General features: G+C 35.9%; 23 protein-coding genes. 10 read left to right on the top strand and 13 right to left on the bottom strand.

What is annotated here, in order from left to right:
- Positions 1 to 13 precede the first annotated feature (13 nt).
- A complete protein-coding gene (locus tag ACGH46_RS00105) occupies positions 14 to 793 on the bottom strand; it encodes a GntR family transcriptional regulator (protein WP_267349820.1) in 780 nt (259 codons plus the stop codon).
- A 687-nt stretch (positions 794 to 1,480) separates the two neighbouring features.
- On the opposite strand from ACGH46_RS00105, the gene ACGH46_RS00110 reads away from it, so the two are divergent.
- From ACGH46_RS00110 to ACGH46_RS00120, 3 genes are all read left to right on the top strand, one after another.
- Positions 1,481 to 2,707 carry an oligosaccharide MFS transporter gene (locus ACGH46_RS00110; RefSeq protein WP_267380834.1) on the top strand — a complete coding sequence of 409 codons (1,227 nt, stop codon included), beginning with the start codon at positions 1,481 to 1,483 and terminating at the stop codon, positions 2,705 to 2,707.
- A gap of 75 nt (positions 2,708 to 2,782) precedes the next feature.
- Entirely contained in the window at positions 2,783 to 3,901 is a 1,119-nt protein-coding gene (locus ACGH46_RS00115; RefSeq protein ID WP_411599018.1) for a glycoside hydrolase family 172 protein, read from the top strand.
- Positions 3,902 to 3,916: 15 nt separating this feature from the next.
- Positions 3,917 to 4,915: a substrate-binding domain-containing protein gene (locus tag ACGH46_RS00120; protein ID WP_411603367.1), complete on the top strand. Its 999-nt coding sequence runs from the start codon at positions 3,917 to 3,919 to the stop codon at positions 4,913 to 4,915.
- A gap of 36 nt (positions 4,916 to 4,951) precedes the next feature.
- Here the strand turns inward: ACGH46_RS00120 and smpB are convergent, their stop codons facing one another.
- Positions 4,952 to 5,434 (bottom strand): SsrA-binding protein SmpB, encoded by a 483-nt coding sequence (gene smpB, locus ACGH46_RS00125; RefSeq protein ID WP_065558829.1) that lies wholly within the window; start codon positions 5,432 to 5,434, stop codon positions 4,952 to 4,954.
- Between the two features lie 67 nt (positions 5,435 to 5,501).
- Between smpB and ACGH46_RS00130 the strand changes: the two genes are divergently transcribed.
- The 5 genes from ACGH46_RS00130 to ACGH46_RS00150 are packed head-to-tail and all read left to right on the top strand — an operon-like array spanning position 5,502 to position 7,404.
- Positions 5,502 to 5,930: a type II toxin-antitoxin system RatA family toxin gene (locus ACGH46_RS00130; protein WP_267349810.1), complete on the top strand. Its 429-nt coding sequence runs from the start codon at positions 5,502 to 5,504 to the stop codon at positions 5,928 to 5,930.
- 1 nt (position 5,931) lies between these two features.
- Entirely contained in the window at positions 5,932 to 6,204 is a 273-nt protein-coding gene (locus tag ACGH46_RS00135; RefSeq protein WP_267349808.1) for an RnfH family protein, read from the top strand.
- Between the two features lie 23 nt (positions 6,205 to 6,227).
- Positions 6,228 to 6,662, top strand: a complete 435-nt coding sequence (gene zur / locus ACGH46_RS00140; protein WP_065558826.1) for a zinc uptake transcriptional repressor Zur — start codon at positions 6,228 to 6,230, stop codon at positions 6,660 to 6,662.
- Positions 6,650 to 7,009 (top strand): EamA family transporter, encoded by a 360-nt coding sequence (locus ACGH46_RS00145; protein WP_267349804.1) that lies wholly within the window; start codon positions 6,650 to 6,652, stop codon positions 7,007 to 7,009. The genes zur and ACGH46_RS00145 overlap by 13 nt, the downstream gene beginning before the upstream one ends.
- Complete coding sequence (locus ACGH46_RS00150) at positions 7,006 to 7,404, top strand: EamA family transporter (RefSeq protein WP_267349802.1); 399 nt, start codon at positions 7,006 to 7,008, stop codon at positions 7,402 to 7,404. The genes ACGH46_RS00145 and ACGH46_RS00150 overlap by 4 nt, the downstream gene beginning before the upstream one ends.
- Before the next feature lie 42 nt (positions 7,405 to 7,446).
- Here ACGH46_RS00150 and mutT read toward each other — a convergent pair whose 3' ends face one another.
- From mutT to ACGH46_RS00175, 5 genes are all read right to left on the bottom strand, one after another.
- Positions 7,447 to 7,851, bottom strand: a complete 405-nt coding sequence (mutT, locus tag ACGH46_RS00155) for an 8-oxo-dGTP diphosphatase MutT (protein WP_267349800.1) — start codon at positions 7,849 to 7,851, stop codon at positions 7,447 to 7,449.
- Between the two features lie 117 nt (positions 7,852 to 7,968).
- Positions 7,969 to 10,695: a preprotein translocase subunit SecA gene (gene secA / locus ACGH46_RS00160; protein WP_411603370.1), complete on the bottom strand. Its 2,727-nt coding sequence runs from the start codon at positions 10,693 to 10,695 to the stop codon at positions 7,969 to 7,971.
- An 83-nt stretch (positions 10,696 to 10,778) separates the two neighbouring features.
- Positions 10,779 to 11,117, bottom strand: coding sequence for a hypothetical protein (locus ACGH46_RS00165; RefSeq protein ID WP_411603372.1), 339 nt, complete (start codon positions 11,115 to 11,117; stop codon positions 10,779 to 10,781).
- 147 nt (positions 11,118 to 11,264) lie between these two features.
- Positions 11,265 to 12,815 carry a multicopper oxidase family protein gene (locus ACGH46_RS00170; RefSeq protein ID WP_267359368.1) on the bottom strand — a complete coding sequence of 517 codons (1,551 nt, stop codon included), beginning with the start codon at positions 12,813 to 12,815 and terminating at the stop codon, positions 11,265 to 11,267.
- Between the two features lie 130 nt (positions 12,816 to 12,945).
- Entirely contained in the window at positions 12,946 to 13,308 is a 363-nt protein-coding gene (locus ACGH46_RS00175) for a hypothetical protein (protein WP_411603374.1), read from the bottom strand.
- Positions 13,309 to 13,627: 319 nt separating this feature from the next.
- On the opposite strand from ACGH46_RS00175, the gene ACGH46_RS00180 reads away from it, so the two are divergent.
- Together ACGH46_RS00180 and folA are read left to right on the top strand one after the other, a co-directional pair.
- Positions 13,628 to 14,692 (top strand): MJ1255/VC2487 family glycosyltransferase, encoded by a 1,065-nt coding sequence (locus ACGH46_RS00180; protein ID WP_411596516.1) that lies wholly within the window; start codon positions 13,628 to 13,630, stop codon positions 14,690 to 14,692.
- A 10-nt stretch (positions 14,693 to 14,702) separates the two neighbouring features.
- On the top strand, positions 14,703 to 15,209 hold the full coding sequence (folA, locus tag ACGH46_RS00185; protein WP_411603778.1) for a type 3 dihydrofolate reductase: 507 nt from the start codon (positions 14,703 to 14,705) through the stop codon (positions 15,207 to 15,209).
- A gap of 63 nt (positions 15,210 to 15,272) precedes the next feature.
- Here the strand turns inward: folA and relA are convergent, their stop codons facing one another.
- The 6 genes from relA to galT all read right to left on the bottom strand — a co-directional run bounded on the left by relA (position 15,273) and on the right by galT (position 22,822).
- Positions 15,273 to 17,531: a GTP diphosphokinase gene (gene relA, locus ACGH46_RS00190; RefSeq protein WP_411603377.1), complete on the bottom strand. Its 2,259-nt coding sequence runs from the start codon at positions 17,529 to 17,531 to the stop codon at positions 15,273 to 15,275.
- 2 nt (positions 17,532 to 17,533) lie between these two features.
- Entirely contained in the window at positions 17,534 to 18,871 is a 1,338-nt protein-coding gene (rlmD, locus tag ACGH46_RS00195) for a 23S rRNA (uracil(1939)-C(5))-methyltransferase RlmD (RefSeq protein ID WP_411603380.1), read from the bottom strand.
- Between the two features lie 12 nt (positions 18,872 to 18,883).
- Positions 18,884 to 19,372 carry a pantetheine-phosphate adenylyltransferase gene (coaD, locus tag ACGH46_RS00200; protein WP_267359378.1) on the bottom strand — a complete coding sequence of 163 codons (489 nt, stop codon included), beginning with the start codon at positions 19,370 to 19,372 and terminating at the stop codon, positions 18,884 to 18,886.
- Between the two features lie 253 nt (positions 19,373 to 19,625).
- Positions 19,626 to 20,624 carry a galactose-1-epimerase gene (gene galM / locus ACGH46_RS00205; RefSeq protein WP_411603382.1) on the bottom strand — a complete coding sequence of 333 codons (999 nt, stop codon included), beginning with the start codon at positions 20,622 to 20,624 and terminating at the stop codon, positions 19,626 to 19,628.
- Positions 20,615 to 21,772 (bottom strand): galactokinase, encoded by a 1,158-nt coding sequence (gene galK, locus ACGH46_RS00210; RefSeq protein WP_267349780.1) that lies wholly within the window; start codon positions 21,770 to 21,772, stop codon positions 20,615 to 20,617. The genes galM and galK overlap by 10 nt, the downstream gene beginning before the upstream one ends.
- Positions 21,773 to 22,822, bottom strand: coding sequence for a galactose-1-phosphate uridylyltransferase (gene galT, locus ACGH46_RS00215; protein WP_411603385.1), 1,050 nt, complete (start codon positions 22,820 to 22,822; stop codon positions 21,773 to 21,775).
- Between the last annotated feature and the right edge of the window lies 1 nt (position 22,823).

The raw sequence follows: 22,823 nt of genomic DNA on the forward strand, positions 1-22,823 counted from the left end.
TGATTTGTTTAGTTTAGTCTAATTCATTGTTATTGATACTAATGACGGGATTATCAGAAAATAAATAGTGATCACGTCTTGTTTCAAAATCTTTATTTGCAGCATCAAAAAGTGCTTTTTTAGTGTTTTCTAAATGCTGCCACATCGCTAATTTTGCTGCTTTAGGATCTCGATTAATTAAAGCTTCCAAAATTTGGTTATGTTCATCTGCCCAATTATTAATGGTTTGTTCTGGCATATTTTCATGAAGTTTTTTCCATAAAGGATTTAACGTGCGCTGTTGCCATGTCTCTTCAACAATGATAGTTAAAGCACTGTTACGAGTAATCATGGCAATCTGAGTATGGAATTTAATATCCCAATAGGGATCGCGATGATGATCTTCTTTTTGAGCATTATGTTGAATTTCTAATAATTTAACAATATCTCCCTTGGTGATTTGTGTGGCAGCAAATTCAGCAATATTACTCTCAATAAGTTGGCGTGCTTGCAACAGTTCAAAAGGCCCACTTTTTACAAAATTTAATCCTCCTGAAGTTGATGAAAGGTTTTTAAGCGAGCTATTGCCAATAACGTGGATACCCGATCCTTTACGTGCTTCAACAAAACCTTCAACTTCTAACATGATTATTGCTTCTCTTACGACAGAACGACTAACTTTTAACTCTTCGCACACCAATCTTTCTGAAGGTAATTTGCTTCCTATTGGGTAAATACCGCTAATAATCCGATTTTTTAATTCTGATGCGATGACTTGATAAAGCCTGTGATATTCATTTTGTTTTTCGGTCATAATTTATTTTTTTAAAATACCTAAGTCGTTTAAATATAACCTTAAAATAACATCTAATTGATTAGAGTTAAATAATGTAACTCTAATTTTTTTTATACTATTTTTATCAATTCTTACATAACTGACAAGTCGATAAACCATCTTAAATTGTTGTTATATTTTAGCTATATCATGTGTGTCAACTTTTTAGATTGTCATATATGTTTGAGTTAAATTTGATGTCTTTTTCACTAAATTTATATATCTAATATAGGTTAACTATCTTGCAGTTATAAGTTAGATTTTTTAGGGATACTTAACCGTGTTACATTTTATCATCTCACGCAAGTTGCTGAATCGACATTCCTCATTTTTTGATCATTTAAAACACAGTTAATGGCGTCTAATTAAAACATTTTTAATCATTCAATGGGTAAACTCATCTTGTTGCGATTTATGAATTAAAAAGTTGTCTGATATCTTGTTTTAAAGTTCAACGTTCAAATTTTTTTGAATTTATCAGCATAATGATTATCTTACTTTTAGATTTACCTATTGTTAACAAAACACCATGATGAATTTTGCTGTTTATTGCAAGTCTTAGAAATAATTTTTGATGTGGATCACATTTATCCAATAAACCCATTAAAGCTAAATTTTTAGCTCTTTATATTCCTTATCAGTGGTTAACTCTTCATAGGATAAATTATGACAAGTGAATTTTATAAAAAACCAACTTATTGGTTTGCTTCCTGTTATAGCTTTATGTATTACGCAGCAGGCAGTTTTGTTTTCTCTTTTTACTCAATTTGGCTTAGTAAAGAGATTGGTTTAACAGCGAAACAAACGGGTATCATTTATTCATTTAACTACTTTATTTCGTTAATTATCATGATTATATATGGTGTTTATCAAGATAAATTAGTCTTAAAAAAACACCTTATTTGGTTTCAAAGTATTATTATCACCTGCGCAGCACCTGCATTAATTTATATTTATGAACCACTTTTAAAGCATAACTTTTATGTTGGTGTGATTTTTGGCAGTTTCTTTTTAGGATTTGGTTGGGTGGCAGGTATGGGACTGATTGATTCATATTGTGAAAAGATTAGTCGGGCATTTGGATTTGAATTTGGACAATGTCGAACTTGGGGCTGTATTGCTTATGCAGTAGGGACTTTTATCGCCGGAATTTTAATAAGTATTAATCCCCATCTTAATTTTTGGGCAGCGTCGATTGTCGGTCTCTGTTTTATGATTTTAAATCTCAATTTCAAACCTGACTTAACTCAATCCTCAAGTGTGGTATTTCAAAAGAAAGAAAAATTGACCTTTAATGAAATCCTTTCTGTGTTTGCGCTCAAAAAGTTTTGGATATTTGTTATTTATGTATTAGGCACTTATAGCCTTTATAATATTTATGATCAGCAACTGTTTCCTGTCTATTTCACACAACAATTTACCGATGTAAATGATGGTTATCATTTATATGGTTTATTAAATTCTTTTCAAGTGTTTTTAGAAGCTGCAGTCATGTTTTGTGTTCCTTTTGTTGTTAATCGAGTTGGCGCAAAAAATGCACTTATTTTTGCTGCATTTATATCGGCATCACGAATATTTTTAACTGCTCATGTTGATAGCATTGTCATTATATCCATTATTAAGCTAATGCATTGTTTAGAAATTTCAACCATTTTAGTCTCAGTATTTAAGTATATTGATAACAATTTTAATGCTCGTCTTTCTGCCACTGTTTTTCTGATTGGTTATCAAGTCGCAGGTTCAGTTGGGGTTATTTTGTTCTCAACTTATGTTGGCGACATTTATGATACCGCTGGCGCCGCAACGACGTTTAATAATTTAGGTTTGGTGGTTTTAGGTTTTATGATTTTTGCTATTTTCTTCTTAAGTCGAGACCAAAAAGGGAACACATAAAAAAAAGATTAATAAAAACACATATCTTTTAGACGGTAATAATAAGAATTTATTAAGACATATTAAGGATTAAAAATGAATATATTCAATTCAGTGACACAATTTAACTTTGAACAAACTCGAACTATTTCACCTGAAAATATGACAGGCGAAAAGGGTAAGTCTTGTATGAAAGCGAGTGCTTTAGGCCCTAGCCGTAAAGGACAAGGGTGTATCTCGATTCCCGCAGGGGAAAAAATAACTATTGCAGAAATTAGCGGGCCTGCTGAAATTAGACATATGTGGTTTACCTTAACCGATAGAACACATCGTGGTAGTTTTGTCTTGCGTGATGTGGTTATTCGTATCTACTGGGATGACGAAACAATACCGTCAGTTGAAAGCCCAATTGGTGATTTTTTCTGTAATGGATTTGGAGCAAGATGTGATATCAATTCATTACCGATTGTGGTTAATCCAACAGGGGGATTTAACTGTTATTTTAGAATGCCATTCAATAAAAAAGCCAGAATAGAAATTCACAACGAGCATGAAGCAGATTTACAACATTTCTTTTTCACTATTAATTATGCCATCATGCCAAAACCGTTCGAACAGCCTCTCTATTTTCATGCACAATGGCGTCGTCAGCGTGTAACTCAGTGTGCACAAGATTATGTCATATTAGATAACGTACAAGGTCATGGCTATTATGTGGGGACGTATTTAGCCTTAACCGCTTTAGAACGGTATTGGTGGGGAGAAGGCGAGTTCAAATTTTATCTGGATGATGATAGTGCGTATCCAACACAACATTCAACTGGCTCAGAAGACTATTTTGGTGGGGCATGGGCATTTCATAATCGTGACAGTCAAGGTAAGCCTAAAGCAAAATGTTTTCAAACACTGTTTATGGGCTATCCTTATCAAACTAATCGAGATGCTACACGGGATTTTTTTCAAACAGGTGATTCAAATCCGGTACATGGCTTTGGCGATGATGCACTTCCGATGCATGGTTTATACCGTTGGCATTTACCTGATCCGGTTGCTTTCCATAAAAATATTAAGTTAGCTTTTCAACAGATCGGAAATGATGATATAAGATTGTATGAACGTTGTGATGATATTGCCAGCGTGGCGTATTGGTATCAAAATCCGTCGGAAAATCACAACCCGACTTTTCCCAATAAACAACAACGCACACCACGATAGTCTGGAAGGTGAAATATGGCGAGTAATAAATTAAGAATCAATGATATTGCTCGTTTGGCTGGCGTTTCGGCAACGACCGTCAGCCATATTTTTAATAAACGAGATAAAAAATATCGAATCTCATCTCTTACACGCCAAAAAGTGCTTGCAATAGCTGAGCAGTATAAAGAGCAATCGCATATTCGTCGATACTTAGTCAAGGCGAAGAGTACCAATACAATTGGTGTCATTGTTCCTGATATGTCGAACTCGTTTTTTTCGATGTTTTTACACCATTTAGAAGCATCATTTCGGGAAAAAAATGTTCAGCTTTTAATTACTTGTAGCCACTATAATAAAGAGGTTGAAATTAATGTAGCGCAAAATTTGGTTGAACGAAAAGTGGATGCAATGATAGTGGTCACATCACTAGATAGCGATGAGTTTTACATGAGTATTAATCAACATACTCCGGTATTATTTTTTGATCGTTATATTGAGCATACCCCACTTCCATTTATTACAAGTGAGGCAATAGGATCGGTAGCTGAATTAATCGAACCTTATGCAAAAAAATTAAATGAGTTTTATTTTATTGGTTGTGATGCACAACTCACTTCAATTCGTGCTCGGTTACAAGGATTTAAACAAGGTTTAACGAATGCAGGCTTAACGCCAGCTTCTGACTGGATCATTTGTGATAGTTATTGCCCAAATAAAGGTTATGACTTACTCAAACGATTGCATCAAAAATTAGGGCGTTTACCGAAAGCTATTTTTACTCCGTCCGGTAATTTATTGCAGGAAGTGTTGAGCTATTTAGTCGAGGTTAAAGTTAATCCAGACCAAATTTGCTTATGTTCGTATGATTATAATATTTATCTGGATTACTCTTATTATCCGATTGATGCTATTGCACAAGATTTTCAAACTATGGCACTGACGTGTGTAAACACTATAGATGATCTGCTTAATTTTAAAGCGCTAAAGCATAACGCGATTTTCATCAAACCACAAATTAAACGCCATCCATAGCTTTTACGATGAGAGACAAAAGTAATAATAAGATGATTAGCGATTAGCGTTTTTCATGATACGCGCTTTATCAACCTGCCATTGCCGTTCTTTGATATCCGTTCGTTTATCGTACTCTTTCTTACCTTTAGCCACACCAATTTTGACTTTTGCCCAAGCATTTTTCCAATATAATGAAAGCGCAACAACTGTGTAACCTTTTTGATTGATTTGACCAAATAGCGAATTTAATTCACGTTCATTCAAAAGCAATTTACGGTTACGCATGGGATCGCAGACAACATGTGTTGAAGCCACATTTAATGGTGTAATGGTTGCACCAAATAACCATGCTTCCCCGTCTTTAAGCAGTACATAGCTATCGCTAATATTTACTTTTCCTGCACGCAGGGATTTAACTTCCCAACCTTGTAGGGATAATCCCGCCTCAATTTCCTCTTCAATAAAGTACTCATGGCGTGCGCGTTTATTTAATGCAATGGTTGCCGAACCGGGTTTGTGTGATTTTTTCTTAGTCATAATGTGCGTTATTATAGAGTTACGTGTTAATATATGCCACAAATTTTATTTTTAATTAATTAATGTTATGGCACATATATTTCACGAAGTTATTGAACCGTATTCAATTGAACAAATGTTTTCATTAGTCAATGACATTGAGCGATATCCTGAATTTGTTCCCGATTGTATCGCAACGGGAATTATTAGAAAACAGGATAATATTATTGCTGCATTTATTGAAGTTGAAAAATTTGGTTTCAAAAAATCATTTACCACATTAAATCAAATTAATGAACCTAATTCAATCGATTTAACCCTTTTAGAAGGCCCATTCAAGCACCTTTCGGGCAAATGGCAGTTTACTACACTTTCTGACAACCAAAGTAAAATCAGTTTTAGTTTAGATTTTGAATTTCAAAATAAATTATTAGACATGACTTTTACCCCAATGTTTAAAGATGTGATGATAAATATGGTTAAAGCGTTTTCCAATCGAGCAAGGCAGATTTATTAATATGATAACGGTTCAAGTTGTGTATGCGTTACCGAATAATCCGACAATAATTGATTGTCAGGTTGAAGAATCGACGAATATCTTGCAAGCAATAGTAAAATCCAATATCTTATCTATTTGTCGCATTCAATTAGATGATCATCTAATTGGTATTTATGGAAAACGTTGTTCGCTTGATGAACTAGTGAAAGAGGGTGATCGTATTGAAATTTATCGCCCTTTAATCAACGATCCTAAAGAAATAAGACGAAGAAGAGCAGCATTAAATAAATAATGATTACTGGCAAGGGAAACACGATGCATAATCTGATAATTGAAAAGATTGAAACCTTATGCAAAAAACGCGGTATTAAATTGACAACCCAACGTCGTACAGTTTTAGATATCATGTTAACGGCAAATAAGGCTATGAGTGCATACGATCTTTTAGATTTATTAAAAGTCAGTGAACCCCAAGCCAAACCACCGACTATTTATCGTGCCCTTGAATTTCTGCTTGAGCAAGGCTTTATACATAAAGTTGAATCAAGCAATAGTTATATTGTTTGCCCACATTTTCAAGACCCCGATCATCTTTCAATTCTCTTTATTTGTGATAAATGCCGGCAAATTTTTGAAAAACACTCAGCAAATATTGAACAACAACTAAAACAACTGGCACAACAAAGTCAATTTTTGATTAAACACAGCGTGTTGGAAATTCATGGAGTGTGTCAGTCGTGTCAACCTTAATTATTTTTCTTTGGCTATTGAATATCGGCTGTGACACGGTCGGTCAAATCGCCTTTAAATATGCAGCGATTACCTCAAAGCATAATCAAGGTTTGGATTATTGGCATAAACTATTTGGTAATTTTTGGCTTTGGATTGGTTTTGGATCTTATTTTGTTGGTTTTATTTTCTGGTTAGCTTTTTTAAGCGAAGTGCCTTTGTCACAAGGTATTTTATTGGGTTCGTTTAATATGATAACGGTCATGTTAGCAGGACGGATCTTATTTAAAGAGCACCTAACGTGTTTTCGGTTGTTAGGGATATTTTTTATTACAGCAGGAGTAGTTTTAGTAGGACTCACGGAATGAAAAAATTCTATTTAATTGGCTTTATATTACTGCTTTTTTTTGATACTTTTGGTCAAACCAGTTTTAAGCTGACAGCAATATCGGCTTTACCTTTCGAATTGAGTGTCGATTGGTTATTACGTATTTTTAGCCACTGTTGGGCTTATTTAGTCATGATAGGTTATACTGGTGCGTTCGTGACCTGGATGGTACTGTTAAAAAAAGCACCGGTTGGCCCTGCTTTTGCCGCCTCGCATTTACAAGTTGTTACGGTAATGTTAGTGTCGGTAATGGTGTTTAATGAAAAGATTACATTAACACGCTTTATAGGCGCAATAAGTATAATCATCGGGATTATTTTTTTAGCGTTAGCTGAACAAAGAATTCACCAAAAGTCTAAAAAAGCGCATAGCTAATTTGAAAATGATGTGATTTTAACAATTTATGGCAATTACTTCTTAAATTTGTTTATCGAGATTCTTTAACATTTCGATTATAGGTCGATTTGCATCAGGAAATTCATCCGCATTCAATTCTTCTTGATCTACCCATCGGCTGGGTTGTCCTTCTTTAGCAAATGGAACGCCGTCCCATTCTTCCACTAAATAAGCGTGAATGGTAATATCACGATCATCGTAGCTGTGTTTCACTACTTTTAAAAATTGAGCATCATGGATTTGGATATCAACTTCTTCAGCAATCTCGCGTTGCAAAGTTTGATAAGGTGTTTCACCTACTTCTATTTTTCCTCCGGGAAACTCCCAAAAACCCGCCAAATGAGAGTCTTCTCCACGTTGGGTAATAAAAATTTGACAATTTTCCGAACGTATAATTCCTATTGCTATTTCAGTATGTTTTCTCATAATTCTGTTTATCTATCCGTAAAATTAGGGAAAGTGAACACTTTCCCTTGAATTTAAACGACGATGATAATCGCTGATTAAATCATCAATAATGTTTGATGATACTAAATTTTTTGCTTATTGAACAGCACCATGACAATGTTTATACTTCTTACCTGAACCACAAGGACATGGATCATTTCGTCCCACTTTGGCTTCAGTGCGAACTCTAGGTTGAGTTGAGCTTGTATTGTTTTCGCTTTCACCTTCGATATTAGAAGCTGATTCATGACTTGCATGTTGCTTAGCTGATAGTTTTTCCATTTCAGCAATGCGTTGACGTTCTGCTTCTTCCACTTCTTCTTGTGAACGAATAACAACACGACTTAATATCCCAATAACTTCATATTTTAGTGATTCCAACATGTCTTCAAACATGTTAAAGGATTCACGTTTATATTCTTGTTTAGGATCTTTTTGCGCATAACCTCGTAGATGAATACCTTGACGTAGATAATCCATCGCAGCCAAGTGTTCTTTCCACAAGTTATCAAGCGTCTGTAACATAACTGTTTTTTCAAAATGTCTAAATGCTTCTGAACCTGCTGCTTGCTCTTTTTCTTCATAAGCTTGTTGAGTAATTTGAATAATACGTTCTCGAAGTGACTCTTCATAAAGATTTTGTTCTTCATCCAACCATTTAGCAATTGGAAGATCCAAATCAAAATCACGTTTTAGCGCTAATTCAAGTCCTGGTACATCCCACATATCTTCGATTGATTCCCGTGGAATATAACGATCGATGAGCGCATTAAATACATCAACACGGATTACGGTAATGGTATCTTTAATTTCAGTATTATCCAGTATCTCATTTCGTTGACGATAAATTGCTTTACGTTGCTCATTGGCAACATCATCATATTCAAGCAATTGTTTACGAATATCAAAGTTACGACTTTCAACTTTCTTTTGAGCATTCGCAATCGCTTTATTGACCCATGGGTGTTCGATCGCTTCGCCTTCTTTCATACCCAATTTACGCATCATATTACCAACACGTTCTGACGCAAAGATTCTCATCAGCGGATCTTCAAGCGATAAATAAAAACGTGAACCGCCCGGATCTCCTTGACGACCAGCACGACCGCGTAACTGATTATCAATACGACGGGATTCATGTCGTTCTGTACCTAAAATGTAAAGCCCGCCCAGTGCAATAACTTCTTCATGTTTAACTTGCCATGCTTGTTTAGCTTTTTCGATATCTTCTTGAGTTGGATTTTCAAGTTTTGCTAAATCGCTTTGCCAGTTACCGCCAAGCATAATATCGGTACCTCGACCCGCCATATTGGTTGCAATAGTGACAGCGCCTTTACTCCCTGCATTAGCAATAATTTCTGCTTCTTGGGCATGGAACTTGGCATTTAATACGTTGTGCTTAATGCCAACTTTTTTAAATGCATTGGATACCAATTCTGATTTTTCAATCGATGCAGTCCCCACTAGTACTGGTTGTCCTCGTTTTACACAATCTTGTACGTCAGCGACAATGGCTGCAATCTTCTCTTTTTCAGTCATATAGACTAAATCGGATTGGTCTTTACGCTGCATTGGGCGGTTAGTTGGTATAACAATGGTATCCAAACCATAAATCTGATGGAATTCGAAGGCTTCAGTATCGGCAGTACCCGTCATACCGGCTAATTTTTCATATAGACGGAAATAGTTTTGGAAAGTGATTGAAGCTAACGTCTGGTTTTCATTCTGAATTTTAACATGTTCTTTTGCTTCAACCGCTTGATGTAAGCCGTCAGACCAACGACGTCCTTCCATTGTTCGTCCAGTATGCTCATCGACAATAATAATTTCGTTATTTTTAACGATGTAGTCGACATCACGATGAAATAAATGATGGGCTCGTAGTGCCGCATTGACATGATGCATTAACACAATATTACTTGGCGCATAAAGCGACTCATCATTTTTCATGATACCTTGTTTAATTAGTAGTTCTTCTACCTTAATTAATCCTCGTTCAGTTAGATTAACTTGACGTGATTTTTCATCAATTGAAAAGTCACCGTCTCCTTGAAACTGATCTGAGTCTTCTTTTTCTTGGCGAATAAGATGAGGGATAATTTTATCAACACTCACATATTTATCTGAGCTGTCTTCGGCTTGCCCAGAAATAATCAACGGTGTTCTTGCTTCATCAATTAAAATTGAGTCAACCTCATCGACTAAAGCATAATGTAATGGTCGTTGAACACGCGCATCTTTACTAAACACCATATTGTCACGTAAGTAGTCAAATCCATATTCGTTGTTGGTACCATAAGTGATATCAGCGCTGTAAGCTTCTCGTTTTATTGCTGGCGGCATATTGGGCAGGTTAATACCAACGGTTAAACCTAAAAATTCAAATAAAGGACGATTATTTTCAGCATCACGTTGTGCTAAATAATCATTGACCGTGACGACATGCACACCTTTGCCTGTTAATGCGTTTAAATAAGCGGGTAATGTTGCGGTTAACGTTTTACCTTCACCTGTACGCATTTCGGCTATACAGCGCTCATTTAAAACCATACCACCAATTAACTGAACATCAAAATGACGCATACCAAAAACACGTTTACTGGCTTCACGGACAACGGCAAAAGCTTCTTCTAAAATATCATCTAAACGGGTACCTGATGCTAATTTTTGTTTAAATTCAACTGTTTTTGCTTTAAGTTCATCATCAGTTAATGCTTCCATTGCAGGTTCTAATGCATTAATTCTTTCAACACGCTTACGCAGGGTTTTTAGCACACGTTCATTACGGCTACCAAAAACTTTAGTTAATAATTTTAATAACATAAATTTCTCTTTCTTCTTTTAATAGGGAATGTAAGGTCGACACCTTAGATAACAACATAAAAATTAAGTAATAAACTCTTAAATTAAATAGTGTTTTTAGGGCCTGCTCTTATCGCATTATGTGAAGTTATTTGAATGGGTTTATTGGTGGATAAAATATCGTCATTAGTCGCCATAAAGACAGTATTGGTACTGAATTTTTGGGGATTGGTTAACGATGGTGACACCTTTCGGGCTGACATTTGTTGATCTTGAACGATTTCATTGTTCGCCATAATCCCAACGTGAGAAACCGTTGATTCATTGGGGATTGCTTCTTGCTGGCATAAACTAAACCCAGTAGCAATTACACCTAATAATAAGTGCGATAAAGCTGTTTTGATTGTTAAGCGTTTACTGAGTATTTGCCAGAAATTAGTCATGATCATAGTGGCAATATGTTAGCATTATTTGCCAAAATGAAAAACATTTATTACTTGTATTGTTATCAAGAAAATGAAGATTCAGTTAAAAAGGAAATTTATCTATCTTGTCGAACGTTTAATGACAAGATAGATAAAGATAAATAACTATTTTACCATCAATTGACCCATCATACCCAGTGTTTCATGTTCAATGATATGACAATGATACATGCGTAATCCGGGCATATTTTGTTGAATCTTTATCGTGATTGTTTCATGGGGTCGAAGATTCACTGTATCTTTTAATGCCACGTATGGAGGTGGTGTTTTTGTACCATTAAATTCATGTGAAACGACCATAAATTGTGCGCCATGAATGTGAAAGTTATGATCCATATGAGAGTTATTATGAATAGTCCACTCTTCAACCTCATGAATTTTGCTTTCAAGATCGATACGATTCATATCATGGCGTTTGCCATTGATTAAAAATAACATTCCGCCACGCGGCTCTTTCATGTCCATTACTTCGGTATATTCCAGTTTTTTGTGTGCGGTGGCTTGTCCAAGTTTTGGTAAGGTACGAAGTGTTGATGGCAAGGTGATTGAGTTTGACTGCGTTAAATCTAATTCTGCAAGTAACATATCTTGTTCAGGTGGTACATTGCCCATTTTGCCTCGATCGTAACCGATAGATTGCAAATAAACCGTCCCCGTTTTTTTAGGTAGAATAACAATTTCTGCCCGTTCAGCAGGGGATAACAGTAATGGTTTATTTAGTGATACAGGTTCAGACAATAATCCACCGTCAGTCCCCACTAAAAAGACATCACAATCAGGAATGGATAAGTTAAGGTATCTACCTGAACAAGCGTTCCAGATTCTTACACGTGTCGCTGAATCAACTTTAATTTTAGGTCGATAACTCCCGTTAATTAATACAAATTGACCTTCACGACCGTTCATCCAATCAACCATGGTATTATCGGCAATTTCACCTTTATCCGTTAATTTTAAATCTGAAAAGAACCAGTGTTGTTCAGGAAGAGAATTTAAAGGATCATCTTTACTTCGAACAATGAATGTTCCAGCTAAACCTCGATAAACTTGTTCAGCTACTGTTTCATGTCCATGAGGGTGATACCAAAATGTGCCTGCATTTCCTTTAGGAACGTCAAATTCATAAACACGACTTTTTCCCGCTGGAATGGCATCTTGAGGGTTACCGTCTTGATTCGATGGAATAAGTAAACCATGCCAATGCACGGTCGTGGCTTGTGGCAGATCATTTTTTACTGTGATTTTAACGTGATCACCCTCGTTAACTTCAATTTTAGGGCCGGGAATCATACCGTTATATGCCCAAAATTCCGTCGTAATTTCAGGTGTTAAGGCAATTTTGACGGGTTTGAGGTGTAAGGTCGCTTCAAATACTCCCGGTTGATTACTTTCATTTTTTAAATTGATCAAGCTGGGTAAATTGTCGTTCTGTTTTAGTGAGGAAGTAGGCAAAAGCTTTTGTGGTTTTTGATCGTGATTCATATTCATGTTCATATTCATATGTTCGTGCATATTATCCCCCTTGTTACAATCATCAGAATTGAGTTCGCAGGTCATACCCGTCATCTTGGTATGTTCCATTTTAGCAATGGCTTTGGTTGCAACTAATCCACCTACAGCAGCCGTAAAATTCATTAAAAAATGTCGACGTTTCATAATATTCCCATAATAAATTAACTGATTTAACAATAACGTTGAAAATCGTGATGTGAGTAAACATAACGATAGATAACGTTTATTCATAACTGATAGTGATTAACAACTACTATCTAATAGCGATAACTTATTAAGCAATTCGTGGTGGTCTTAATTCAGGAATAAATTCATTATCATTTGTAATGAATTTAAGTGATAAAAAATGTGTAAAGTTGATTTGCCTATCGAGGTTAATGGCATAGTTTGAAACGATTGCACCACATACAGCACAATGATTGATTAATGAACAATTTATTTTTGATGATAAAGAATTAGCGTGATGAGGATCCGAGCTTTGATCGAATGTTAAAATGGAATGAGTCGTTGAAAAACAAGTCGAGTCAAAAGACTTTCCCATTTTTGATAATGGTAGTACAGAATAACCAAACAGCAACAAAACCGCTGTTAACACAACGATGCCTTTAAATTGTATATTGAGGATCCTTACTGACATATTACAATCTCACAACGCATCAAATCGCTAATAAGCAATATTGTACTTCAAACGTCACGATATAGCACGTTTTTTAAACATTTCTTATTTTTAAACAGTATAATTGAAAGCTAACAGATTGAATAACTATATTAATTATAAAAATCAACTATAGACTTTTTTTAAGTTTGGCGAATTAATGAAATTCGTATTGCGATTGACCCTTAAACTCATTTTCAAATTTGTCTCAAAATTCCCCTTTATTGTTTAAAATAAGCAAGATAATTGTTTAGGCTTCTGGTATGATATGCAGTAATTTTAATTGACTAATCATTACAATATGAAAATTCTTTTTGGTGTTCAAGGAACAGGAAATGGTCATATTAGCCGATGTCGAACTTTAGCCAAAGCGCTAAAAAAGGCAGGCGCTGATGTTGAGTATATTTTTAGTGGGCGTGATCCAAAAGATTATTTTGATATGGACGTTTTTGGTCATTATAAGACTTTTCGGGGTGTTACCTTTGCAACAGTCAATGGAAAGATAAATTTTCGTAAAACGGTTCAACGCATCCGTGCTTTTCGGTTAATTAAAGATGTTCGCGAACTGGACTTATCAAAGTATGATTGTATTATTAGTGATTTTGAGCCGGTAAGCGCTTGGGCTGCTCATCATCAGCATCGAGAATGCTTAGGTATCAGTAATCAGGCGGTTTGTCAGTATTTAAAACCCAAAGAATATGGACTGATTGCAAATGTGATCATGAAGTATTATGCGCCAGTAACCAAGCCAATTGGTTTACACTGGTTTCATTTTGGACATAAATTATTGCCACCCATGATTGATTCATTTCAAGTAGCGCCTACCGAAAATGGTTCCATTGTTGTTTATTTGCCATTTGAAAATATGACTGAAATTGTTGAATTACTTAAACAATTTCCTAAACATCAATTTATCTGTTTTCATCCAAATATAAAGCAATTATCACAAAACGATAATGTTACTTTGCACCCTCTTTGTCGTGACGGTTTTATGGATGCGGTAATAAGCTGTTCGGGGATTATTTCTAACACGGGATTTGCACTAATATCTGAAGCATTAGTTTTGGGTAAAAAGATTTTGACTAAACCTGTCTCGGGTCAGTTTGAACAAATCTATAATGCTCAATGTTTACATACATTAGATATGGCAACGGTGATGGAAACCTTAAATAGCATTAAACTTAAGTATTGGTTAGATTTACCTTCGCCAAAACCAACGGTCTATCCTGATGTTGCAACTGAACTTGCTAATTGGATTGTTAATGGGCAAAAAGAGTCTTTGCTTTCTTTAAGTCAACGACTTTGGGCGCAAACTGTTTTTCCCGAAAATGTAAATCAACGAATTAAAGCTTTAGGTTATGTATAAACAAACTCACATGACACTTAGTATCATTGTTGCCATGGCACATAATCGTGTTATTGGTTTTAACAATCAGATGCCTTGGCATTTACCTGCTGATTTGGCATGGTTTAAAAAAAATACGCTTAATAAACCTGTTATTATGGGCAGGAAAACGTTTGAATCTATCGGCAAAGCGTTACCCAATCGACATAATATTGTTATCTCAAGGCAAGCAAAAACCGAAGCCGAATCAAATATAAACCCTAATATAAGTTGGGTCACATCTATTGATGAGGCACTGGTAGTGGCCAATAGTCAACAATGTCAGGAAGTCTTTATCATTGGTGGTGGAAATATTTATCAGCAAGTTTTACCGTTTATCAATAGACTTTACTTAACGCATATTGATGCTGATTTACAAGGTGATACTTATTTCCCTAATTATGCCCCCGAAACTTGGCAATCAGTTTTTCAAGAACATCATCAAGCTGATGATAAAAATCCTTACGATTATAACTTTGAAGTGTTAGAACGTAACTAAATCACATTACGAAATGATTGTCTGAGCAAAACTTAAGGGGGTGAGGGTGGCTTAAAAAATAGCTCAACCTTGCTGGCGTCTTGCTTCAATGACATCGGGTAGCTGTTTTATTTTATTGAGTATACGATTTAACGAGTCTTGATCAAAGATTTCCATGTCGACATCAATATTAGCCAATTGTTGCTTCATATCACTTCGACTTATTAATCCAAGCACATTGACTTTTTCGTTAGCTAAAATGGTGGTGATATCACGTAATAAGCCACTCCGATCGTTAGCGATGATCTGTATCACCATGGTATAACTTGAATTGGTTTCATTACTCCAAACCGCACTAGTGATTCGTTCAGGAGCGTGATTTTTTAAATCCTGTAACTGTTCACAATCCGCCCGATGAATGGAAATGCCTCGCCCTTGAGTTACAAAACCGACAATTGGATCACCGGGAATAGGGCGACAGCAATTTGCAATAGTGCACATTAAATTACCGACACCTTCAATAATAATTTCACTTCCTTTTTTATTACCGATTTTATTGGTATTTTTCGTTTGTGAATTGGATTTTTGAACAATTTGTTTTAATGCCGCTTCGTCTTCTTCTTCAGCGGTAGGTTTATTGACTTGGGCATTAACAAAATTGACCAATTGATTTATTCTGACATCACCACTACCAATACCGGCAAGAACTTCATTAAAGGAATGGGCGTTATATTTATCAATCAGCATTTTTTCAACGCTTTTCAAACTGATATTTAAAGGTTCCAGCTCATCTTCTAAAATTTGTTGACCAGCTGCTATATTTTTATGTCGATCTTGTTTTTTAAACCATGCCTGAATTTTAGCTCGTGCCCGACTACTATTTACAAATCCGGTATTTGGATTCAACCAATCTCGGCTCGGATTAGGTTGTTTTTGAGTGATTACTTCAACTTGATCGCCCATTTTTAGGTTATAAGTAAATGGTACAATTCGTCCTCCAACTTTTGCACCAATACAACGATGACCTACATCACTGTGAATATGATAGGCAAAATCAAGCGGTGTTGAGCCAGTAGGCAAATCAACCACATCACCTTTAGGCGTAAAGACATAGACTCTATCATCAAAAATCTGGCTACGTACGGCTTCTTGTATTTCACCGCTTTCAGACATCTCTTGTTGCCATGTTAATAATTTTCGTAGCCAAGTAATTCGCTGATCATAAGCAGTCATTTTATCAGTACTGCCTTCTTTATATTTCCAGTGCGCAGCAATGCCTAATTCAGCATCATTGTGCATTTGCTCAGTTCGAATTTGAATTTCAATCGTTTTATTTTCGGGGCCATACACGACAGTATGAATTGATTGATAACCATTTGGTTTGGGGTTGGCAACATAATCATCAAATTCTTTAGCAATATGTTTATAATGACTATGGACAATACCTAATGCGTTATAACAATCTTCAATACGATCACAAATAATCCGTACAGCACGAATATCATAAAGATCTTCAAATTCAAGGTGTTTGCGTTCCATTTTTCGCCAGATACTGTAAATATGTTTCGGGCGTCCATAAACTTCTGCACGAATATGATCTTTATTCATTAACGCTTGTAGATGCTTAACAAAATGATTGATATAGGATTCACGATCAAGGCGTTTTTCGTGTAATTTTTTAGCAATAAAGCGATATTCATTCGGATAGAGATAACGGAAACAAAAATCTTCCAGCTCCCATTTTAATTGACCAATTCCTAAACGGTTGGCAAGCGGTGCATAAATGTTAAAACACTCCTTAGCAGCCAGTACTTGTTCTTCTTGTGGAGCATTTAACAAATTACGTAAATAAGTGATGCGTTCGGCAATTTTTATCACTACACTGCGAAAATCATTAACCATTGCCAATAACATACGGCGGATGCTATCAATCTGTTCAGACGTTGCACTGCCATTGCGGATGGCGCGAAGTTGACGAATTTCTTTCATTCGAACAATGCTAGAAATAATGTGCATCATTTCACGATCAAAATCTTCAGGAATATCTTCTCGACGTATAATCTTAGTTTCAAGGAAAGGGAGCAACAAAGCCGCACATAAACTGTTGATATCCATATTAAGTGTGGATAATATTTCAACCATTTCAACGGCATTTTGAAAACAGTAGACTTGCTCAGCTGCACCGGCACTGCTTTCAAAGCAAAAATCCCAGACTTGTTTAAACGTCTGATAACTATCCGCGTTAGTCAGTTGTAATTCTTGTTTTGCCCATTGTTCGACATCAAACTGTGCAAGAGAGTAATGCTCTTCACTATGTTGGTGTGCTCCTCTAATTGATACCATAATTATGATCCTGATTTGGTTAACAACAACATTGATTCAATATGTTTAGTTTGTGGAAACATATCTAAAATTGCTACTTGAGCAATGTTATAACCCGCTTGAGTTAACACTTTGCTATCTCTCGCTAATGTTGCGGGATTACATGAGATATAAACAATTTTTGACGGAGCCATTTTAACAATTTCTGTCGTTGCATTAAATGCCCCAGCTCTGGCAGGATCTAATAAAACTTTATCAAATTGTGATTGATTCCATGTAAAAAATTGTTGATTATCCTCTAAATTACTCGTTAAAAAATGAGTTTCGGCACAAACCTTGTTGCTATTTAATATAACGTTTAATTTCGCTTTTTCAACTAGTTCTTCTACGCCTTCAACGCCCGTTAATGATTGACAATAGGTAGCCATAGGTAATGAAAAATTACCCATACCACAAAAGAGATCTAACACTTTATCGGTTGATGTTAATGTTAGCCAATCAAGCGCTTGTTCAATCATTTTTTGATTAACGTTGCTATTGACTTGAATGAAATCCAAAGGACTAAAAGTAAGCTTTAACTGATTGATTAGATAATAATGTTCCGTATGGCCGGTAATGTGCTGTAAATCTATGCCATGAAAGTAGAGTGAAATACCATTTTTTTCAGCGAAGTTTGTTAGTAACTGAGTGTCTTCATTGGTCATAGGCAAAGTATGCCTTAATACCATGATAATGCCACTATCAACAGCAACCAATTCAATATGCCCAAGCGATTTTTTTGATTTAATTTGACGTAATATTTTTTGCAAAGGAGCGAGTAACTGATCCAAGCTTTCGACCAATACAGGACAGTATTCTATATTGATAATTTGATTTGATTCCGCCTGACGAAAACCAATAAATAATTCACCTTTTACAATATTTATTGAAAGTCGGGCTCGTCGGCGATAATGATAAGGTTGATCAGCAATAATAAGCGGTGCTGAGTCAGTGATATGAGTTAACGATTGCCCACTTTCTTTTTGTATGAGATTAATAAGCGCATTATACTTTGCACTTTGCTGCAAATCCGTTGAAATATGCTGCAATTCACAGCCACCACATTTTTGATAATAGCCGCATAATGGTTTTACCCGTTGGGCACTTTGATTGTGGTATTTGATGACCTTCGCTTTAGCATAATTTTTTTTATTTTCTGTCAACTGGATATCAACAGTTTCATCGGGTAAGGCTGATTTAACAAAAATAGTTTTGCCTTTGTGATTTGCAATTCCTTGTCCGAAGGCATCTATCGCTGAGATGGTGACCGTTAATTTTTGTGGAGCTTGTTTTTTTGAAGGTGGAGTATAAAAAATAACCATATAAATTCAACGTTATGTTAACCGTTTTAACAATTCTGTTTTGACATGTAAAGGAACTAAATTGGTAATATTGCCACCATGATAAGCAACATCTTTCACAATGGTTGAAGAAATAAAACCAATAGTCATTGATGGCATTAAAAATAAAGTATCTAAATCCGGTTTTAATGCGCGATTCATTTCGGCTAATTGTCTTTCGTATTCAAAATCTTGAGTGGTTCGAACACCTCGAACAATGACCGTTGCATTATGAGTTTGTGCAAAATCTGCCATTAAATTATCAAATCCAATCACTTGTACATTAAGTAAGTGTTCAACTGAACTGGATGCTAAATTGACCCGTTCTTTCAAACTAAATAACGTTTTTTTATTCGGATTTTCCGCAATTGCAACAATTAATCGAGGAAACAACAGCGAAGCTCGAGTAATCAAATCGATGTGCCCGTTAGTAATTGGATCGAACGTTCCCGGAAAAATTGCAGTTAAACTTTTACTTTTCATCAATCATAATGTCCATTTGCCATGATAGCTCTATCATACCGAATTCTTATCAAAATTGTTAGGGTAACTTGACAAAAAGCTTTGATGGTTTTATCGGAATATTCATCGTTGGTTATAAACGCGCATTGAATAAAATTGAGGTGTTACCGTGGTAGTAAGTCCCATTAAATCCAGTTGGACTTAACTCCATTGGTGTTAGCTCATATAGCATTAAGTGTTCATTTTTCCGTTTACATACTCAATTGATATAATATTATTCAATTAAAAATTGATAGATCGTTTGATATTGATAGGTTTCATCAGGTGTTAACCAACAACTAGGTTGTGGCCATTTGGGGTGATGTGGGCTATCTGGTAGAAATTGTGCTTCTAGCGCAATACCTGCATAATTGCCATATTCCCCATTATGACGGTTAGGTGTATGTTGCAGAAAATTACCGGTATAAACTTGTAACGCTGGTTTGGTCGTTATGACATTCATGGTCACTTTATTATCGGATGAGATTAATTGTGCGGCAATTGGCTGGGTTTTGTCCAGTAAATACGCATGATCATAGCCACCTGTTTTTTGTCGTTCAGAACTTTCAAGTAATCGGTCTGATAATCGTTTTGCTTGGCGTAAGTCCATATCAAATTCAGCGACACTAGCTAAATTGTCATCAGGTATGCCATGATTATCAACGGGCAAAAATTGGTTAGCATTGACTTGTAAAGTGTGATTGAGGATAGTGTTACTTGTTTCGCCATCTAAATTAAAATAAGCATGATTGGTTAAATTTACCACAGTGGTTTGCGTGGTAGAGGCGTTGAACATGATGATAACTTGATTATTATCGGTAAGTTGATAGGTCACTTCAACTTTCAGTTCACCGGGATAACCTTGATCACCATCGCAAGAAATTAAACTGAAAATGACTTGTTGATTAGATTGATCATCAATTTGCCATAATTGCTTATCAAAGCCTAACTTTCCGCCATGAAGCTGATTTTTACCTTCATTGGCCACAAGCGGATAGCGTTTATCGCCTAATTCAATAGATGCATGAGCAATACGGTTAGCATAACGCCCAATAGTTGCACCTAAATAAGCCTGTTGTTGTTGATATTGCGCTAACGAACTACAACCAAGAAGTACTTCACGATTTTTATTATCAACCGGTATTAAGCAAGAAAGCCAAGTCGCTCCCCAGTTAGATAATTTAATCTGCATCCCTTGCTTATTAGATAGCGTAATGATCGTTGTTAAAGACATATGGCGTGCGCTCCTTCACTTGGTTGACAGATATATATATCTTCTTTAATACCAAATTTATTCTGATAATTATTGCTTACAACGGTTTTTACTGCATCAACTTTATTTTTATTTATCAGTGCAACAACACAGCCGCCAAAACCGCCACCTGTCATACGAACTCCACCTTGTTCACCAATAACCTTGTTGATAATGTTCACCAGATAATCGATAGCAGGTACTGTAATTTCAAAGTCATCACGCATTGAATTGTGACTTTGCGCCATTAATGTCGATAGTAATTTGTAATCACGACGTGCAAGTGCATGAGATGCCAGTAAAGTCCGTTCATTTTCGGTAATGACATGATGTGCACGTTTAAAAACGGTAGGATCAAGCGTTGGTTTAATTTTCAATAAATCTGATAATGTGGCGTCTCGTAATGCTTTTACGCCCAGCGCTGTTGCTGCTGCTTCACATTGCCTACGACGAGTATTATATTCGCTATCGACTAATCCACGTTTAATATTTGAGTTAATAATAACAACAGCTAAATCATCGGGTATTGAAACTGGATGAACAGAGAGCGTACGGCAGTCAATAAGTAAAGCATGATGATCTTGTCCAAGTGCCGATATTAATTGATCCATAATTCCACAATTGCAACCAACAAATTGATTTTCCGCTTCCTGACCGATTAATGCTAATTTAGTGCCATCTAAAGGTAAATTATTTAGAACTTGAAACATTTTGCCGATAGCCACCTCAAGCGAAGCCGATGAACTCAATCCTGCACCTTGGGGGACATTACCGCTAATTGCTAAATCAACACCATAAAGTGTATTTGCATAGTTTTTTAAATGTTTTACTACACCTCGAACATAATTAGCCCATTGATATTGTGAATGTTTCTCAATAGGGGAATCTAGCCAAAATTCATCTTGTTGATTATCATAGTCAACGGCAATTACACGTATTAATTTATCGGTACGTTTATGGCAGCTTATTACTGTGCCATAATTAATCGCACAAGGTAATACAAAACCATCGTTATAATCGGTATGCTCACCAATCAAGTTGACTCGTCCTGGTGCTTGCACAGTGATATCGGGTTGATAACCAAATAGGGTTGCAAAAGCTTGTTTAGTTTTATCGATTAATGCTTTCATCTATTTATCCTTTTTATCTTTATAATGAACATCACTGACATTGCGCAGTCTTTCAGCTGCCTGTTCAGGCGTTAAATCCCGTTGTACTTCAGCTAACATTTCGTAACCTACCATAAATTTTTTGACTGTCGCTGAACGAAGCAAAGGAGGATAAAAGTGAGCATGAACTTGCCAATAGTCAGTGGTACCTTGCATAAATGGTGCGCCATGCCAACCCATAGAGTAGGGGAAAGAGCAATTAAACAAATTATCATAACGACTTGTTAATTTTTTCAGCGCCACCGCTAAATCAATCTGTTGGCTGTCGGTTAATAAGGTTAATTGTGCAATATGTGTTTTGGGTAATAATAACGTTTCAAATGGCCATGTTGCCCAGAAAGGCACGACAGCAAGCCAATGCTCTGTTTCAACAACTATTCGCTCACGATAGATCAATTCTTTTTGGGCATAATCAACTAATAAATTGCGGTGATAGGTTTCAAAATATTGATGCATATTCAGGTCTTCACGAGCGATTTCATTTGGGATAAAGCTATTTGCCCAAATTTGTCCGTGTGGATGAGGATTAGAGCATCCCATTACAGCACCTTTGTTTTCAAATATTTGCACCCAAGGATAATTTTGGCTTAGTTCTTTTTGCTGTGATATCCAAGTTTTAATTACTCCCTCAATTGCCGTTAAGTCTAATTCTGGCAAGGTTTTACTATGATCGGGGGAAAAACAGATTACTCGACTGGTTCCTTTGGCGCTTTGCATTTGAAAAAGAGGATCATCAGCTGGCGGCGAATCAGGGGTATCATCCATTAATGCGGCAAAATCATTAGTAAATACAAAAGTACCTGTATAGTCCGGATTTTTATCACCCGTGACCCGTTTATTGCTGGGGCACAAAAAACAGTTAGGATCGTAACTGGGTTTTTGTTCTTGATTTAGTGTTTCTTGTTGACCTTGCCAAGGTCGCTTGGCTCTATGCGGTGATACTAAGACCCACTGAGCCGTTAATGGGTTATAACGACGGTGGGGATGATCAACAGGATTAAATATTTGCATG

This window comes from Gilliamella sp. CG22 (genome assembly GCF_046635725.1).
GTDB classification, from domain to species: Bacteria; Pseudomonadota; Gammaproteobacteria; order Enterobacterales; family Orbaceae; genus Gilliamella; species Gilliamella apicola_I.

Bases quoted from the DNA above. Each gene is read 5' to 3' on its own strand.
- ACGH46_RS00180 (WP_411596516.1), top strand. From the start codon at position 13,628: ATGAAAATTCTTTTTGGTGTTCAAGGAACAGGAAATGGTCATATTAGC.
- mutT (WP_267349800.1), bottom strand. From the start codon at position 7,851: ATGAGAAAACATACTGAAATAGCAATAGGAATTATACGTTCGGAAAAT.
- folA (WP_411603778.1), top strand. From the start codon at position 14,703: ATGACACTTAGTATCATTGTTGCCATGGCACATAATCGTGTTATTGGT.
- ACGH46_RS00150 (WP_267349802.1), top strand. From the start codon at position 7,006: ATGAAAAAATTCTATTTAATTGGCTTTATATTACTGCTTTTTTTTGAT.
- ACGH46_RS00105 (WP_267349820.1), bottom strand. From the start codon at position 793: ATGACCGAAAAACAAAATGAATATCACAGGCTTTATCAAGTCATCGCA.
- rlmD (WP_411603380.1), bottom strand. From the start codon at position 18,871: ATGGTTATTTTTTATACTCCACCTTCAAAAAAACAAGCTCCACAAAAA.
- relA (WP_411603377.1), bottom strand. From the start codon at position 17,531: ATGGTATCAATTAGAGGAGCACACCAACATAGTGAAGAGCATTACTCT.
- zur (WP_065558826.1), top strand. From the start codon at position 6,228: ATGCATAATCTGATAATTGAAAAGATTGAAACCTTATGCAAAAAACGC.
- secA (WP_411603370.1), bottom strand. From the start codon at position 10,695: ATGTTATTAAAATTATTAACTAAAGTTTTTGGTAGCCGTAATGAACGT.
- smpB (WP_065558829.1), bottom strand. From the start codon at position 5,434: ATGACTAAGAAAAAATCACACAAACCCGGTTCGGCAACCATTGCATTA.
- ACGH46_RS00110 (WP_267380834.1), top strand. From the start codon at position 1,481: ATGACAAGTGAATTTTATAAAAAACCAACTTATTGGTTTGCTTCCTGT.
- galK (WP_267349780.1), bottom strand. From the start codon at position 21,772: ATGAAAGCATTAATCGATAAAACTAAACAAGCTTTTGCAACCCTATTT.
- ACGH46_RS00120 (WP_411603367.1), top strand. From the start codon at position 3,917: ATGGCGAGTAATAAATTAAGAATCAATGATATTGCTCGTTTGGCTGGC.
- galM (WP_411603382.1), bottom strand. From the start codon at position 20,624: ATGTCTTTAACAACGATCATTACGCTATCTAATAAGCAAGGGATGCAG.
- ACGH46_RS00175 (WP_411603374.1), bottom strand. From the start codon at position 13,308: ATGTCAGTAAGGATCCTCAATATACAATTTAAAGGCATCGTTGTGTTA.
- galT (WP_411603385.1), bottom strand. From the start codon at position 22,822: ATGCAAATATTTAATCCTGTTGATCATCCCCACCGTCGTTATAACCCA.
- ACGH46_RS00170 (WP_267359368.1), bottom strand. From the start codon at position 12,815: ATGAAACGTCGACATTTTTTAATGAATTTTACGGCTGCTGTAGGTGGA.
- ACGH46_RS00130 (WP_267349810.1), top strand. From the start codon at position 5,502: ATGGCACATATATTTCACGAAGTTATTGAACCGTATTCAATTGAACAA.
- ACGH46_RS00115 (WP_411599018.1), top strand. From the start codon at position 2,783: ATGAATATATTCAATTCAGTGACACAATTTAACTTTGAACAAACTCGA.
- coaD (WP_267359378.1), bottom strand. From the start codon at position 19,372: ATGAAAAGTAAAAGTTTAACTGCAATTTTTCCGGGAACGTTCGATCCA.
- ACGH46_RS00165 (WP_411603372.1), bottom strand. From the start codon at position 11,117: ATGACTAATTTCTGGCAAATACTCAGTAAACGCTTAACAATCAAAACA.
- ACGH46_RS00135 (WP_267349808.1), top strand. From the start codon at position 5,932: ATGATAACGGTTCAAGTTGTGTATGCGTTACCGAATAATCCGACAATA.